This is a genomic window from Halorubrum zhoui (assembly GCF_051194155.1).
Classification (GTDB): Archaea; Halobacteriota; Halobacteria; order Halobacteriales; family Haloferacaceae; genus Halorubrum.
Window position 1 is genome coordinate 25,687 of record NZ_JBLZNJ010000007.1, and the last position, 16,023, is coordinate 41,709.

The following is a 16,023-nucleotide window of genomic DNA, read 5'->3' on the forward strand; positions in this document are numbered from 1 at the left end:
TCTATTCAGGTCGAATATAAAACGTATTATTCGTCATCGATACCTCTTCTACGGAAACAGGATTGATATCCAACACTTGTTCTATTTGCTGGATGAGTTGGAGAATCTCCTCCTTTTCGACACTTGTGAACTTTTGTTTGCGATACTGACGTTGTTTCTGTGGCGACTCGTTCCCTAGTAGCAAGTGTACTTTATCATATAATGTAATTATTTCATCAGAAAACACCGAAGTTTGGACTCGACGCTCAATATCTTGCTTGAGATCAGGCTTCAATTCAGCATAGTTCCTCTCGTTGTCTGTGTCTAAAGAACTAATCACGTCACACATCTTTTCCGCAGCAGACTCATCAATATTGTGAAAGTACTGTTTTAAATGCGTAGTTTGGTCTGTGGTCATCTCATAGTATTTATCTCTGTTAAGACTCTTAGAGATATACTCTGTGAGGTTCTCCAAGGTGAGGGCTTGCTTGCTTACAACTTGTGGTAGTTCGGCCTCATACTCCTTGTTTTGAATAGGACGATAGGAAACCACTGGTGTTCCCATAAGCGCGCTTTCAATACCAGTGGTACAATCGTGGTGTACCGTAACGCTTGCACCTGCAATCCAGTTGCGTACGTCACCTGTATCCTCTATGTGTACGTGATCACATCGCTGAAATGCTTCCTCGTATGTAGTATTATTTTCGGATGGGTGTGGTCGAATAATAATATCGGTCTCTGGAAACTTTGCTTGTAGGTGGTAAATTGCATCGAGAAAAAGATTAAAAATACGGTTTTTATACGTGTGTTCCTCCTCCGGGGCTGACCCATATATCTCTTCAATCTTGGTTATAACTCCTTGATTATCAGGATTTGCCTGGGAGAAATTTCCATTAAGTAATATGTAGTCCCCGTATCGCTCGTTAATTGGCTTTGCTCGGTTTTGATAAATAAATCTCAAATGTGGTTGCAACAGATCAAATCGTGGGTTTCCGGTGACATGAATGTTCATCATATTTTCATACTGATTCCGGATCTCGATGGCTGGTCTTTCACCCCATGCAAAAAATGCATCGAGATAATTAAGAACTTTCCTTTTGTTAATTGAATAGTTACTTATCGAGTCGAATACACCACCTTCTGTATCGAGCCCACATACTGAAATTCCTGCAGAGCGTAGCCGTTTGAAAAAATCGATATTACTATCACCAGGATCCTTTGTAATATACACATCTGGCTCGGTTACATCTACTGTGTTACGAATTTCATCACTAGGCCCAAGAATGACCTCTTTCCCTCGACTAACGAAATTCATCCCCAACCACAATTTACCATCGAATTCCCGCACTTTGGTTTCAACTGGGAGTACAATGGTTTCCATTGATTTATTTATCTGTCAGAGGTATACATATATTTCGCTATTGCCATACAATGCTTTACCGACGTATCATGCATATCCAAGATCAGCGAGCCGTTGTTCCACTTCCTCGTCAGTGAGTTCTGTCCTATGCCTTTTTTTCGGTTCGTATGAGTTTGTATCGATCGCTTGCGTTTCAGCCCATGGAACATGCTTAACCTCGGGCATCGGATTCGTCAGATTGTGTCCGAAGATTCCGTTCTCCCAGAGTGCTTCACCGTGGTCTGCGGTAATGACTGTATTCTCAGCGTCCACATTGTTGAGGAGTGTATCAACCTCGTCGAGGACGTATCGTAAGTTGTCGAGATACGCCTCCCACAAAGTCTCCCTATTGAGTTCACCCGCTACGTTCAAGTCCTTTATGCGTTCGTCCGTCGCGATATACGGCGAGTGCGGCTGCATGTAATGGACGATGAGCCGGCCGCGTGGACGCTCGCGGGCGAGCTGAATCGCACGATCCGTAACGACGTTCGGTGGAAACCCACCGCCTGCTCCGTGTTCAGTGTATTCCCAAACAGGATCGAGATGGTCGAAGTCATCCACATGCAGGAAGCTATATGATGGAAAGCTGAACGGAATTTCGTCTCTCCGACGACCTTCCGGAAGTTTCTTCTCTTCGAGTACTTTTTTTGCATTCAAATTCGAAGAAACGTACGTGGTATTTGCAACTTCGTCTTGGTACTTCTCGGTAAACGTCTTTGCGACCCACTCTCTGGAATGGCTTCCAACAGACACTCGCTTGTCGACCGTGTCAATAAACGAGTACTCCGGTGCAACCTTCCGCAGCGCGTCTACACGACACGCATCGAGTATGATCAGCATATCCCAGTCTTCTTCGTAGATGTTCTGCCCTATCGGCCACCGTGAGGTAACGGTTAAAAACAGTCCCGCATACCACCAGAACAGCTGTCTCCGTAACGAACCGATCCCATCAGAACGCACCCGTTGTACCGTGTCTTTGACCCACGATCGTAAATTAAGATGCATAACTTATCCTACCTGCAGGAGTATTTGTTTTTTGCGGAATTAGACAGTTTGGATTGATAATATCGTTCAGTGGTCGTCTACTGTCGGAATTGCTTGGTCGATTTTCATACCGATGCGACATAAAAATTACTGAGGTGACGTGTGAGCATTTTGGCTACTATTTATATCCGAGTGCAGTAAGCTGTTCAACGACCTCACCTTCGCTCCGTGTTTGTACTTCCGATGGTGACTCTGCAATGACCTGTCTCCGGGTGGCTGATTCGATCACGTGCCACGGGACGGTAACGAGTTCGGGAGACCGCATCCCACTGGGATGACCGTACCCCCGGACTGGTATCGGACGCAGGCGGTCTCCAATTAAATTCCCGTGATCCGCTGTAATCACTGTTTGACCGTTCAGTATATCTAGCAGATCTTGGACGTGACTGAGGACGATATCGAGATTTTCTTTGTACGCCTGCCAGACTTTCGCTTCAGTTACAGTCGAGTCCTTTCCCCACTGCAGCACGTCCCAAATGCTGGGTTGGTTTAGCTCCGGAGTATCCACATCCTTTTCGTGTCCTCTGTGGTTAATCGTTTTTCCGGTCTCGCCGAGAAACGGATAGTGTGGCTGCATAAAGTGAAAAATATACTTCTTGTGTGGATACTCTGACTTGACTACCTCGGCGGCAGCTACTACGTCTGCCGGCGAGACAGTTTGCAAATCGTCGTCCCAGTTCTCAAGCAGGTCAACGACGGTGTGGAATATCCCTTCTTCCAGCCGATAGAGGTGTGGATTGGCCGTAACGTACACCGTATCGTGTAGCTCTCTATCTTGGAAGTTCGCTCGGAGGAACTCCCAACTCGTGCTTCCAGAGGAGGTTCGGGACTCAAGTCGTCCTGGTAGGTGGTTTCGCTCTGCAAATGTGTCGAACCGACATCCGTCCAGAATAATGAGATTGTCCCATTCTTCTTCGAAGATATCGACTCCGTCGTGGCTGTAAAACCGTTGATGATACCAGTGATTGAAACGGTGACCGAATTTCCGAATCTCCCCACGGATGAGTGTCGGGTTATCAATTACTCGTCTAAGCTGTGATAATACATATTGCATCTGTGTGGATTGAATTATACGACATGTATTACGACTTTCCTAATATAAAAAAGATGACGATAGCCTGGGGGTACGAGAACACAGAGATTTATTCTCAGCGTGAATACGCATCAGCATGCTGAACATCGCTGTCTCTTACAGTAAGTTTGCGACCTCAGAATCCGGAGGGGCACGCGAATCATTACTGACGCTTCTCCGTGGAGTGGCTACAACGACCGACCTCACCGCGGATGTTTATCAAACACCCCCGACAGATGACCCACCGTTAACGAACTTCGAATACCAACTCCACACCAAACGGCTGTACGATATCCCGAAACTCACATGGACGAACCAAGTCATATCCCGTGCACAATGGGGACGCTATCTTCGGACACAGCTCACTCGAGACACCGACTGTCTAGTCACGCAAAATCGAATGGCACCGGTGTCGGTTCAGGTCGCGGCTGAACGGAATATCCCGTCGCTGCTGTTCATTCGCAGCATGGCGCTGACAGGATACGAAAAGTACGATCCAAGTCGGAGCCATCTCTCGAATATCCTCCGGACTGATATTGGCGGTCGGGTCCAGTACCCGTTCCTCTGGAAGAATTTTCATGAGTATAAACAAGCAACACATACAGCGACATACACCATCGCCAACAGTGAGTTCACCGCACGAAAAATCCGAGAATTGTTGGGCGTTGACTCTGAAGTAATCTACCCACCGATTAAGCTGGATAAATACCGAACTGAGTATGACGAAGACGGATATATTACTATGGTCAATCCACGCGCTGCATATAAAGGGGCAGATATATTCCTTGACCTTGCTGACAGTCTCCCTCATGATGAGTTCCTGCTAGTTGGACCGATGTCGCAACCAGAAATAAAGCAGCGAGCAACGCAATTGGCAAATGTCACCCACTGGGAGTGGTGTGAGGATATGCGTGAGGCATATGCAATGTCGAAGCTCGTTGTTGTCCCCTCACGGTGGGAAGAGCCGTTTGGTCGGGTTCCTGCAGAGGCGATGGTGAGTGGAATTCCATGTGCCGTCAGTAACCGTGGGGGACTACCTGAGGTTGTTGGTGACACGGGTGAAGTCGTAACTGATATTGAGCAGACTGACGCATGGATAGAGGCGATCAATCGTGCGTTAAAATCTCATGATCCACAGGCACAGAAACAACGCGTCGAGATGTTTTCGGCAGCCAATCAAATCCCAAAACTAGTAGAACTCCTTGGGGCGGTTCGCTAGCCGAGTACTCTGTTGCTACGCCATTTTGCAGTGGAGGATTCAGCTATCTTTCTTAACCGAAATTTATCGTTATTACGGAATGTATGAAAATGTCTGTACTGGCTTCTCTTCTTTAGTATCGAACTACTCAAACCACCTCGATAAGAATCTCTCATCAACATGGGTGCCAACATCTGCTACGTCGTAAATTCGGTCTCACCAACATCGGTTCCAGCCACAATTGCGACTGCACTTGTTGATTACGAGAATATAGCAGTCGACATCTTAGCATGGTTCGAGGGTGGGTCTTTTGAGGGTGATGGCCGTGTTGGACTGACAGTTCTTGACGCTCCACGGTCCGGTATCGGCCTTGATCGACAAACGTACCGCGAGGCACGTAATGTCCTCCGAGAGTACGACCTTATTCAAGCAAACCTCAACCACGCAGGATCACTCGCGAAAGTCATTGGTTACCGACTCGGTATTCCGCTTGTCTCCAGAGAGGGGAACACCCGTGATGGATTCACCCGAAAGGGACGGATGGCAAACGGACTCACTAACGCTCTTGTTGATCGTATCGTTCCGAACTCACAAGCAGTCTACAATTCGTTTACACGCTGGGAACGACTGCTTATTAATGACAACCACGTTCAGATTATCCCGAACGGTGTCGATCTCGAACGGATCGACCGGGCAGGCCGCTCCGACTACCGTCTCCGTGGCCAGTTCGGTATTCCCTCGGATGCGGTTGTCGTCGGCACTGCAGCCATGATCACCGAACAGAAGGCACACGACATTCTCGTCCAAGCAGTCGACCGTGCGAACACTCGCTTCGATTCCCATCGTATCGATCTCGTCGTCGCTGGAGACGGCCCGCTGCGGTCGGAGATCGAAACCCTCGCTGTGAGTCTCGGTATCGATGACCGGGTCCACTTTACAGGTCTGGTCGACAGAAAGCGTGTCTACGAGATCCTCTCAGAGATAGATATCTATGCCATGCCGTCGCGTTGGGAAGGGTTCTCGAACGCTGCTGTTGAGGCACTCGGTGCCGGCAAGCCGTGTGTGTTTTCCGATATTGATCCGTTCCTGATTCCCTACGAGGACGTTGCGCTGTTCCATACCCTCGATGACAGCCGTGAGCTAGGCGCCAGACTCGCTGAGCTCGCCGCGGATAGTGATCTCCGCGAGCAGTATGGACAACGGGGACGGAAACTGGTCGAAGAGCAGTATACTCTCGAACAGGTTGCGGCAGCCTACGCTGAGCTGTATGCAGAACTTCTCTAAATTATTCTGTTGGGTAGCATCTTTATACATAGTGACACGCAGCGTTTTTGAGAGAGCCGCTTACGATTACCACAATATGACCCGTCTTCTACTTATGTGATTTTCACATGTATCCCAAATCTTCGAGCTGTTCGGCTACGCGTCCTGCTGTCTCGTAGTTTGAGATTGTTTCGTCCCATGGAGAATCCGGGATATGATTCTCTGTTCGGAGTTCGTCTTCAATTGCTTGCCGAATGTCGGTTACGCTCGAAACGTCATGGATTAGCTCTTTGGTAGTGCTTGCAACCATCGCCTCGTCGGTATGCAGTCCGTTCTGAAGACCATGATCGCTTACGAGCAATAGTTCATCACTGTCATGCAAATCCGCAACGAGTTCACCGACGAACTGATTTATTTCCTCGTATGCGCGGCGTTGAAGCGTAGGCCGGTCGTACGATACGTGACCGACCAGATCAAGTCCGCTCGTGTATCCAAAGACGAGTTCATGCTGTTTGCCGCGGAGAGCGCGCCGGACGCGAGCGATACGGAGCATTACCATCTCTAAACACTGCTCATAGAACGTTTCCGGGTCGGTAGAGGTGTGACCTCCTTGTGCCGTTGGATCGCGTTTGAACAGCTCACCCATGTGCCGCCGTAACTGATGTTCCCTGTCCTCTGTATCGGGGTCAACGACGTAGTTCGGTATGCCAATCGCCTTCGACTCATGCCCATCAAAAACCGTCTCGATACCGTTGTCAGCATAGTACGTTGCCGGTGTTCGGAAGGCGTCGGCATCAGTGTTGGTCAGCAGCCAGCCACCGAGCCGTGTCTGGAGGCTGTCGGGGAGGACGTAGTCGGCGACGGTACTCGCGGCGGCGAAAAGCGGGTTCTCCCAACTGACTCCGTCGTCAAGGATGAGGCCGTGGTCAACCGGCTGGAGACCAGTAATAATCGTCGGCCACAGTTCGTGGGTGCTCGGTTCTCCGCTGGACGAGACGATGGTATCGATATCCCGGTGGGCCGCCAGCGTCAGCTGTGGATACTCGTCGGGATCGACGATGTCGGGATCCAGAGCGTCGATACCCAAGACGACGACAGTCATGGCTGCATACTGGCCTAGTAGGTGAATGAATGATTCGGTCTTGATCGCCAGTTTGGTGACCGACTCGCCCGCTTCCAGCCGTCGCCCTTCAGCCTACTCCGGCGTCGAAAGCTCGGCTAGGATTGTCCGGTAGCGTTCGACCGACGCCTCGAAGCTGTACTCCTCGCAGATCAGCTCCCGCCCGGCCGCACTGATCTCGTCAAGATCGTCCCGCTGCAGGATCTCGGCCATCTCTGAGCGGATCGTCTCGGCGCGGTTGGCCGCCATCAGAAACCCGGTTTCGCCCTCCCGAACAACGTCTGGAACGCCAGAGACGGGTGTGGCGTACACTGGGGTCCCACAGGCAAGCGATTCAAGAATCGCGGTCGGCAGCCCCTCGGTCGGCTCCGACGGCAGTACGAGTAATTTAATTTGGTTTAGCTCAGAAGGGACTTGGTCGTGGTCAACCCACCCTGCCGTCTCAACTGAGCCCGCCTTGATTTCGTCAGCGAGTTCGTCTTCCAGCCACGACCTGAGTCTACCATCGCCGACAAAGCGGAACGTGATGTTGTCGGGAAGCTGCTTCGCGACCGCCGCTAGCGTGCGGATGTTTTTTTCTTCGTCCATCCGGCCGATGAAGCCGACGACCGGCTCACGGTCTTCGAACGGTGTTTCGAGTGCGAATCGGTCAGTGTCGACGTACCGGGCCCCGTTCGGGTAGAGTTTGTCGGCGTAGCGGTCGAGACCCAACTCCGTGGCCATCGCTGGTGTGTAGGTGATAATTCCAGTTGATACTTGGTATCCGATCCGTTCAAGCAGGCCGACGCTTCCGGCCAGCAGCTTCGCCACCAGCGTGGGAATCTGTTGTTCCCAGTTGAGTTTCAGTGACAGTGGCACGTCACCTCGCGGTTCCAAGACGACCGTTTTCCCCAACAGTCGAGCAAAGAGAATCGGAAGCAGATACGAGGTCGCACCAAAGAATATTACCACGGGCTCGTCCCGGCGGCGGAGCTGTTGACACATCCGTAGCTGATTGCGGAGGTATCGGAATGCCGAGATCATAACGCTACGGCCGGTATCATCTCCTGAGATAATGACGACTTCGCAGTCGTCGGGCATCCCCGACTCGTCGTCGATCCCGGCAGTGATCAGTGAGGTTGCGGTAATTGTGGTGAGCACCGCAAGTAGATCCTCAACGGCAACTTCAGCCGCACCGATCGGGTGGGACACAACACAAACATCAGGCCGCTCGTTCATTGGTGAATCACACTCGGAGAGTGTGTATCACTCCATGGACCGTTCATATCTCTTCATCTGTGAGATCATAATAAAACGGTTCTCCCATCGATCCGACGTGCCTGTGTCTCGAGACGGTACCGTCGTCTATGGTTGCTTGTCAGGCCGGCGCTGGCAGACTTCATTCCCAAAGGTATATATCGCTGATCAGGAAAACCCCCGGTAATGTCCGAGTACGTTCTTTCGTTCAAACCCACTACTGCTGGCTTCGGAACTCATGATCCGAGCGCCGTTATTTTCAAAAACGGAGTCCCCGTCTACGGAATCGAAGAGGAGCGACTCTCACGCCAGAAACACGCCGAAAACCAGTTTCCAAGGCGGGCGATTCGTGGTTGTCTCGACTACTGTGGCATCTCTCTGTCCGATGTCGACCGGATTTATCTCCCATACAAGCCCGAACTGCTCTCGAAACTCATCACTGCAAACGTTCGAAACGTCGTTCAGAATCCATCGTTTTTCCGCCGTTCGGCGGGTGATGAGAGCTCCGGGTCGTTCCTCGGCAACGTCGCAACTGTCGCCGGCACGGCCGACGAGTATCTTGCCGCCCGGTCTGGTAATCTCCTCGATGTCGTCGAGCGACAGCTCGAAAAGACCTTCACCGGTCCGCTACCGCCGATTTCGACGCTTGAACACCACCGCTGCCACGCTGCAAGCGCGTACTATCCGGCAGAGTTCAACGAAGGGCTCGTCCTCACAATCGATGGACGTGGCGAGTACGACTCGACTGTCGTATGGCGCGCCCAGAACGGACAGCTGACGCGGGAGCAGACCTACGAACACCCAAACAGTCTCGGACATTTTTTCGGTGCTGTGACTGAGTTCCTCGGCTACCGTGCGTTCAACGGAGAGGGAAAGATCATGGGGCTGGCTCCATACGGCCAGCGAAACCAACAGATCGACCGCAAACTCCGCAGTGCCGTCAGCGGCGGGGTCGACTACGATGTCACCGAGATCACCACTGGCACTATCGAAGACGGTGTTAGCCAACTCGAGACGCTGTTCGGTCGATCGCGGAAGAAGGATTCAACTGACTTCACACAGTGGGAGAAGGACTTCGCCTTTAGCGTCCAGACGTTCGTCGAAGAGACTGTCGTCTCCATCGTTCGCGCTTACACTGACGATTTCAATACGGCGAATGTCGGGCTCGCGGGGGGTGTAGCGCTTAATTGTAAAATGAACAAACAGGTAATGGAGCTCGACTGTGTCGACAATATTTTTATTCAGCCAGTCGCCCACGATGGTGGGCTTGCTCTCGGCGCAGGACTCCTCGACTCGCAGGCCGACATCGACACGCCGAACATCTACTACGGTCCGGAGTACTCGACCGAGGAGATCACTGCGGTACTCGATAAGAACAAACTGAACTACGAGATTCCCGATGATCTCGAACGAACCATCGCGGAGCGACTCGCCGACGGCAAACTCGTGGGGTGGTTCCAAGGCCGCATGGAGATGGGGCCGCGGGCACTTGGAAACCGGAGTATCCTCGCCGATCCCCGAACGGCGGCCTCGCGTGACCGTGTCAACAAGTACGTCAAACACCGTGAGGAGTGGCGACCGTTCGCGCCGTCGATGCTCGAATCAGCCATCGACGACTATCTGCTCAACGCAGAGCCATCGCCATACATGATCAAGACGTTCGGTGTTAAGCCCGAAACAAGAGACGACATCGAAGCTGTCCTCCACCCGGCTGACGACACGACACGGCCACAGACAGTCCGCGAGGAGCAGAACCCACGCTACTACCGTCTGATCAGTGAATTCGAGGACATTACCGGCGTTCCAGTTGTCCTCAACACCTCATTCAACGACCACGGCGAGCCGATTGTCACCACACCAACCGAGGCAGTCAAAGACTTTTATGGGATGGGACTCGATATTCTCGTGTTAGGTGATGTCGTCCTTGAAAAGCCCTAGAGTTGAAACACGTCGTCCCGCTTGGTCTCTTTAATTGCGTTTCGTGTATCGAAGACGGTAGATGCCGAGTCAATGACGGCGTCGATGTCTACGGCGTCGTGGTCGGTCAGTACCACCGCACAGTCGTAGGCCTCGCGGCTCCCGTGATCCAGCGGTACTGAGTCGTAGTGTAGTCCGTCAGTCTCGAAGACCGGCACGTGTGGGTCGTGGTAGTCGACACCAACGCCGCGGTCTTCAAGTAACTGTATCACGTCGTGAGCGGGCGACTCTCGGGTATCGGTTACCTCCGGTTTGTACGCAACACCGATGACGAGCACGCGGGCATCGGGGAGTGCCACACCGTTGTCGTTGACGATATCAGTGATCCGTTGGACAACGTAGCTAGGCATTTCGCGATTGATCCGGTCGGCGAGGTCAATGAACCGAGTTTCGATGTCGTGCTGGTTGGCTTTCCACGAGAGGAAGGTTGGATCAATTGGAATGCAGTGGCCGCCTAGTCCTGGGCCGGGGTAAAACGGCATGAATCCGAACGGCTTGGTTGAGGCTGCATCTACTGTCGACCAGATGTCGACGTCGAGTTTGTGGGCGATCTGTGCGAGCTCGTTTATTAGACCAATATTGACCGCCCGGAACGTATTTTCGAGCAGTTTCACCAGTTCGGCCTCAGTAGCAGAGTTGACACGAACCAACTCGTCAAAGACCGGAGTATACAGCGCTTCAGCCCGGTCACCACAAGTGTCAGTCACGCCTCCGATAACCTTCGGGATCTCGTGTGGCTTGTACTCCTCGTTGCCCGGGTCGATCCGCTCGGGTGAGAAGGCTAAAAACAAGTCCTCACCGGTCAGGTAGCCATTCTTCTCGAAAGCCGGCACCACGACCTCCCTCGTGGCACCGGGGTAAACCGTGCTTTCGAGCACCACCGTACAGTTCCGCGGGACGATCTCCGCTAGTCGTTCGACAGCGTCGGCGACGTACGACATCTCCGGAGTCCCCGTCTTACGGAGCGGTGTCGGCACACAGACTGACACACCCTCGGCATCGCCAAGCTCTGCGTATTCAGTCGTTGGTCGGAATCCCTCGGCAACTGCGTTCGCAACTGCGTCGTCGGTAACATCTGTCAGATATGATTCTCCGCTTTGTAGCGCGTTGATCCGCTCTTCATCTATGTCAACACCAATGACCTCGTAACCAGCACGTGTAAACGCTAAAGCAAGCGGGAGCCCGACGTATCCCAGCCCAACAACACCAATTTTATTTCGCAGTTCTTTCATTTATATCTACTTTGCCACCGGTAGATATATATTTGTTGATGTTCCTGATCGTTAGGTCATCGTAAGCACCCAGCGATATGCGCGTTATCTCCACTTGATCATGCCGTAAATATACCCGCTCCCGACGAGACCGGTCAGTAAGACAAGCCAAATGAGTTGAGCAATCGGGGTTGTTGAGGGCGAGGAGATGAACCGTTGAATACGTAACGGGACTGAATCCAACAGCAGAAACGACAGAAACGCCGATTCTTCTTGACGGCTGGAATTTGGAAGCAGTATTTCTAAGACCCGTTTAGAGTACCCTTGCCAGAAGGCGCGTTCAATTAGCCATCTTGGCTCAGTGCGATAGTGGAATACTTTGTGTGCAACCTTTGCGTTGGGGTTGTACACCACCCCTTGGCCGAACTCTTGGCGGAGTCGAGTGCAGAGTTCTGACTCATGCGCTTGAATCTCGGCATCACCCTTTCGGCCGACATTAGGATCAAATCCACCGAGTTCAGAGATCACCTCTCGGCGGAAGGAAATATTTGAGCCAAACGTGTTACGAACTTCCTCGCCCGGCTCAGCGAAGCCCCTGTGTGTGACTCCGATAAGCCAGTAGAACTCCTCTGGGAGAAAGTCAGGTTTGCCACTGACCCACAATGGGGTCATTTTTCCACCTGCTGCGATAGCATCTCTTTTCTCATACACTGAAACAAGTTCTTTTACCCAGTCGGGTTCTGCGACAGCATCGTCGTCAATTTGGCCTACAATATCTCCAGTTGCAGCCTCTATTCCGTGATTGCGTGCCGCTGAGATACCAACATTTTCATTCGTCATGGTGACAATTGTGTCAGATCGGTTCCCATAATCGGATTGAATTTGATTATATACCTCAGTGTTCCCATCGGAGACAAGCACAATTTCAATATCATCGTAAGTCTGCTCAGTTATACTTTCGACAGCATCCTGAAATTCATCGTACATATCGATGGAATACGTGCAGATGACGACAGAGAATTTCATATGGAAATTTCTCTAAGCCCACTCAAAAAAATTGCTATTCATCAATATGTCTCAGTAGTGCCGAGATGAATGTCATGATATCACATGTACAACCGCGATCGAATAAATATGGTGTGAATTTAACCCTCTGATATAATATTCGATAGTTGTCAGATAAATTGTCTCGCCCTACTACTCATACCAAGATAACAAGTCTTAAGCACGATTTGACAGTCCACATCAGTAATGAGCGATCAACAGGGAGTGTTCAAAGAGTCAGGTTCGGCTCCGGTTGATATATTAAAGAAGTGGTATCATATACCAACATTGGCAGGTATTTTTATATTAATGCTGTGGACACGACTGCAGTCGTACGGAAATTTCGTCCGAAATGGCCAGGTGTACTTCCGCGGAAACGACCCCTGGTACCACCTCCGTGAGACGTCGTATCTCATGGCGAACTATCCAAACCGGCTCCCCTTCGACGTTTTCACTGGGTTCCCATTGGGTCGACAGGCAGGTCAGTTCGGCACGCTCTGGGACCACATCATGGTAGTCAGTACGTGGATCGCGGGCCCGATCATGGGTGGCACCGAAGAAGTCATGCTCATCATGGCCCCGCTCGCTGGGTCACTCGTCGCGATTCCAACGTACTTCATCGCCAAGCGGTTCGTCGACAGACCGGCTGCCCTCGCCGGAGCAGTCACCTTGGCCCTCCTTCCAGGCACGTTCTTCAGCTACTCACTCGTCGGGTTCCCCGACCACACCGCGGCCGAAGTGCTCTTTCAGAGCATCGCCGTCTTAGGGTTCCTCGTCGCATTCGGTGTCGCCGAGCGAGAGAAGCCGGTCTGGGAGCTCGTCGTTGATCGCGACTGGACCGCCCTGAAGCGACCGGTCGGCTACGCAGCAGCAGCCGGTGTCGGGCTTGGGCTCTACATCTGGACGTGGCAGCCGGGCATTTTGATGGTCGGGTTTACCGGGATCTACCTCGCAGTTAAGATCACGAGCGACGTGTATCACGACCAGAGCCCCGAACCAGTCGCATTTGCCGGCGCAGTAGCGATGGGCGTGACGACGGTGATGCAACTCATTGCTCTGGATACGCTCTCGTTCGACACCACTGGCTACTCGCTTCTCCAGGTCATCTTACCACTCGGTGTCGCTGCTGGTGCCGTCTTCCTCGCGTGGCTGGCTCGATTCTGGGAGTCTCGCAGCATCGATATGACAACTTACCCTCCAGCCGTCGGTGGCTTGATCGTCGCCAGTGTCGGTGTAATCTGGGCTGTGCTGCCGTCACTGTACTCGCTACTCATCGGTAATCTTCTTGGATTCGTCGGCTTCTCCGCCTCCGCCGGTGCCCGCACCATCGGTGAAGGCCAACCCCCCCTCCAGAACGCCGCCTTCTCCGACTTCGTCATCTCTCAGTACGGCCTCGCGTTCTTCCTCGCACTCGGCGCGGTCGTCTACATCCTCGCGCGGCCCCTGTACGACTCCGACGACTTCACCGACTCCGTCTACATCGTCTCCGCGCTCGCGCTCGTCGGCTCCGTCTACGCGGTCCCACAGCTCTACGGGGCCATCGGCGGCCTCGTCGGCGTGAGCTGGCAGGTCGTCGGCCTCGCACTCGCGGCCGCCCTGCTCGTCGGCGCGACGTTCCTCGTCGAGTACGACGCCGAGGAGCTCTACCTCGTCGTCTGGGCGGCCTTCATCGGTAGCGCCGCCTTCACCCAGGTCCGGTTCAACTACTACCTCGCGGTGGTCGTCGCTGTCGGCGCGGCGTACTTCCTCCAAGTCGCCTTCGACGTCATCGACCTTTCCTCGCTCGCGGCCCTCCGCGATATCGAGGGGTGGCAGGCGATGACCGCCCTCGCCGTGATCGCGATCCTCTTTGTCCCCCTCGTCGGGGCCGCCACCCCGGTGTGGGCCGCCGGCGCCTCCACCGGCCCCGGCAACGTCGTCCAGTGGGACCAGAGCCTCCAGTGGATGAACGACGAGACCCCCGTCCCGGGCGAACTCGAGGGCCACGACAACGCGATGGACCCGTACGCGACCTACGAGCGCCCGGCCGACGACGACTTCGAGTACCCCGAGGGTGCCTACGGCGTCCAGTCGTGGTGGGATTACGGCCACTGGATCACCACCCGCGCCGAACGCATCCCGAACGCCAACCCGTTCCAACAGAACGCGGGCGAAGCCGCCGACTACCTGCTCGCCCCGAGTGAACAACAGGCTCACCAGGTGTGGGCTGATCAGAGCACCGAGGGCGCGAACACCCGCTACGTGATGGTCGACAGCCAGATGGCCTCGCCGAACTCGAAGTTCAACGCCCCGGTCACCTTCTACTCGGGTAACGAGACCACGAGCGACTTCAACCGAGTCATCTACCAGCAGCGCGAAAACGGCGGGTTCGGTCGGGTGATGCAGGTCCACACCCAGCGCTACCACGAGAGCCAGATGATCCGGCTGTACGAACACTACGGCAGCGCGGTCGACCCGCAGCCGGTCGTCGTCGACTGGCAGCCACAGGCCGCCCAGACGCAGGGCGGCGACTCCATCCAGGTCGACACCCTCCCGCAGAACGTCACCCGGACGATCCAGCGCTTCGAGAACGTCTCGGCCGCCCGCGAGTACGTGGCCGACGACGGCAGCGCCCAGGTCGGCGGCCTTGGCGGGGTCCCCTCCGAGCGGGTCGCCGCCCTCGAGCACTACCGGCTCGTCCACGTCACCGACACGCAGGGCTCGGCCCCCTCGGTCGGACAGGCCCGCGTGGTCCAGCAGCTCGTCCAGAACCCGCGGGCCGTCCTGGGTGAGTCGCTCCAGAGTGCGGCCGCCGACGACTTCGTGAAGACCTTCGAGCGGGTCCCCGGTGCAACCCTCGAGGGCTCGGGTGCCGAACCCGGCGCGGAGGTGCGCGCCGCAGTACAGCTGGAGAAGCCGACCGGTGAGACGTTCATCTACCAGCAGTACGCCGAGGCCGACGCGAACGGCGAGTTCACGTTCACGCTGCCGTACTCGACGACCGGTTACGACGCGTTCGGCCCCGAGAACGGCTACACCAACACGAGCGTCACTGCCACCGGCCCCTACGAGATCACGACCGGCGTGACGGACCCGACGAGTGAGGCGTCCCCGGCGTCGGCGCGCGCGAACGTCACCGAGGCGCAGGTCGTCGGCGTCGACGAGACGGCCACGACGGTCGAACTCGAGCGGATCGTCGTGCGGGACTCCGGCGACGAGGGCGACACCTCGAGTGACGCCGACACGACGAGCGGGGAGACAAGCGGTGAGTCGCCGACAGAGGGCACGAGCGACGACACGACAGCAAGCGACTCTCCAGACGACACGACGACCGAGGACACGACGACTGACGACACGGCGACCGACGACACGGCGACAAGCGACTCAGCCGACGACACGACCAACGGCTCCGATTCCGACGGGGGGTATCAACTCACTCCGGTAACGGGGCTCGCGGCGGGTGCCTCGATCGCGACACCCCGTTTGCGTCGGGTCGGGTAA

General features: G+C 54.2%; 11 protein-coding genes. 4 read left to right on the top strand and 7 right to left on the bottom strand.

Annotation, left to right across the window (positions count from 1 at the left end; all coding sequences use genetic code 11):
• Nucleotide 1: 1 nt before the first annotated feature.
• The 3 genes from ACNTAO_RS10765 to ACNTAO_RS10775 form a co-directional block, all read right to left on the bottom strand.
• Nucleotides 2-1,360 carry a surface carbohydrate biosynthesis protein gene (locus tag ACNTAO_RS10765; protein ID WP_435162009.1) on the bottom strand — a complete coding sequence of 453 codons (1,359 nt, stop codon included), beginning with the start codon at nt 1,358-1,360 and terminating at the stop codon, nt 2-4.
• A gap of 66 nt (nt 1,361-1,426) precedes the next feature.
• Nucleotides 1,427-2,218 carry an alkaline phosphatase family protein gene (locus tag ACNTAO_RS10770; protein WP_435162010.1) on the bottom strand — a complete coding sequence of 264 codons (792 nt, stop codon included), beginning with the start codon at nt 2,216-2,218 and terminating at the stop codon, nt 1,427-1,429.
• Between the two features lie 322 nt (nt 2,219-2,540).
• Entirely contained in the window at nt 2,541-3,176 is a 636-nt protein-coding gene (locus ACNTAO_RS10775; protein WP_435162011.1) for a hypothetical protein, read from the bottom strand.
• Between the two features lie 415 nt (nt 3,177-3,591).
• On the opposite strand from ACNTAO_RS10775, the gene ACNTAO_RS10780 reads away from it, so the two are divergent.
• Both ACNTAO_RS10780 and ACNTAO_RS10785 read left to right on the top strand, forming a co-directional pair.
• The gene (locus tag ACNTAO_RS10780) at nt 3,592-4,713 is read left to right on the top strand and encodes a glycosyltransferase family 4 protein (RefSeq protein ID WP_435162012.1); all 1,122 of its coding nucleotides are present in this window, start codon (nt 3,592-3,594) and stop codon (nt 4,711-4,713) included.
• A gap of 159 nt (nt 4,714-4,872) precedes the next feature.
• Nucleotides 4,873-5,976 (top strand): glycosyltransferase family 4 protein, encoded by a 1,104-nt coding sequence (locus ACNTAO_RS10785; protein ID WP_435162013.1) that lies wholly within the window; start codon nt 4,873-4,875, stop codon nt 5,974-5,976.
• 103 nt (nt 5,977-6,079) lie between these two features.
• On the opposite strand, the gene ACNTAO_RS10790 is transcribed toward ACNTAO_RS10785, so the two are convergent.
• Complete coding sequence (locus ACNTAO_RS10790; RefSeq protein WP_435162014.1) at nt 6,080-7,057, bottom strand: alkaline phosphatase family protein; 978 nt, start codon at nt 7,055-7,057, stop codon at nt 6,080-6,082.
• Nucleotides 7,058-7,150: 93 nt separating this feature from the next.
• Nucleotides 7,151-8,293: a glycosyltransferase family 4 protein gene (locus ACNTAO_RS10795; protein WP_435162015.1), complete on the bottom strand. Its 1,143-nt coding sequence runs from the start codon at nt 8,291-8,293 to the stop codon at nt 7,151-7,153.
• Between the two features lie 204 nt (nt 8,294-8,497).
• Between ACNTAO_RS10795 and ACNTAO_RS10800 the strand changes: the two genes are divergently transcribed.
• Complete coding sequence (locus tag ACNTAO_RS10800) at nt 8,498-10,249, top strand: carbamoyltransferase family protein (protein ID WP_435162016.1); 1,752 nt, start codon at nt 8,498-8,500, stop codon at nt 10,247-10,249.
• On the opposite strand, the gene ACNTAO_RS10805 is transcribed toward ACNTAO_RS10800, so the two are convergent.
• Entirely contained in the window at nt 10,246-11,520 is a 1,275-nt protein-coding gene (locus ACNTAO_RS10805; RefSeq protein WP_435162017.1) for a nucleotide sugar dehydrogenase, read from the bottom strand. The genes ACNTAO_RS10800 and ACNTAO_RS10805 overlap by 4 nt on opposite strands.
• 84 nt (nt 11,521-11,604) lie before the next feature.
• Nucleotides 11,605-12,525: a glucosyl-dolichyl phosphate glucuronosyltransferase gene (gene aglG, locus ACNTAO_RS10810; protein ID WP_435162018.1), complete on the bottom strand. Its 921-nt coding sequence runs from the start codon at nt 12,523-12,525 to the stop codon at nt 11,605-11,607.
• Between the two features lie 225 nt (nt 12,526-12,750).
• Here aglG and ACNTAO_RS10815 point away from each other — a divergent pair, with 225 nt between their 5' ends.
• Complete coding sequence (locus tag ACNTAO_RS10815) at nt 12,751-16,023, top strand: oligosaccharyl transferase, archaeosortase A system-associated (protein WP_435162019.1); 3,273 nt, start codon at nt 12,751-12,753, stop codon at nt 16,021-16,023.

Coding starts and splice junctions, on each gene's coding strand:
- ACNTAO_RS10765 (WP_435162009.1), bottom strand. CDS start 1,360: ATGGAAACCATTGTACTCCCAGTTGAAACCAAAGTGCGGGAATTCGAT.
- ACNTAO_RS10770 (WP_435162010.1), bottom strand. CDS start 2,218: ATGCTGATCATACTCGATGCGTGTCGTGTAGACGCGCTGCGGAAGGTT.
- ACNTAO_RS10780 (WP_435162012.1), top strand. CDS start 3,592: ATGCTGAACATCGCTGTCTCTTACAGTAAGTTTGCGACCTCAGAATCC.
- ACNTAO_RS10785 (WP_435162013.1), top strand. CDS start 4,873: ATGGGTGCCAACATCTGCTACGTCGTAAATTCGGTCTCACCAACATCG.
- ACNTAO_RS10790 (WP_435162014.1), bottom strand. CDS start 7,057: ATGACTGTCGTCGTCTTGGGTATCGACGCTCTGGATCCCGACATCGTC.
- ACNTAO_RS10795 (WP_435162015.1), bottom strand. CDS start 8,293: ATGAACGAGCGGCCTGATGTTTGTGTTGTGTCCCACCCGATCGGTGCG.
- ACNTAO_RS10800 (WP_435162016.1), top strand. CDS start 8,498: ATGTCCGAGTACGTTCTTTCGTTCAAACCCACTACTGCTGGCTTCGGA.
- ACNTAO_RS10805 (WP_435162017.1), bottom strand. CDS start 11,520: ATGAAAGAACTGCGAAATAAAATTGGTGTTGTTGGGCTGGGATACGTC.
- aglG (WP_435162018.1), bottom strand. CDS start 12,525: ATGAAATTCTCTGTCGTCATCTGCACGTATTCCATCGATATGTACGAT.
- ACNTAO_RS10815 (WP_435162019.1), top strand. CDS start 12,751: ATGAGCGATCAACAGGGAGTGTTCAAAGAGTCAGGTTCGGCTCCGGTT.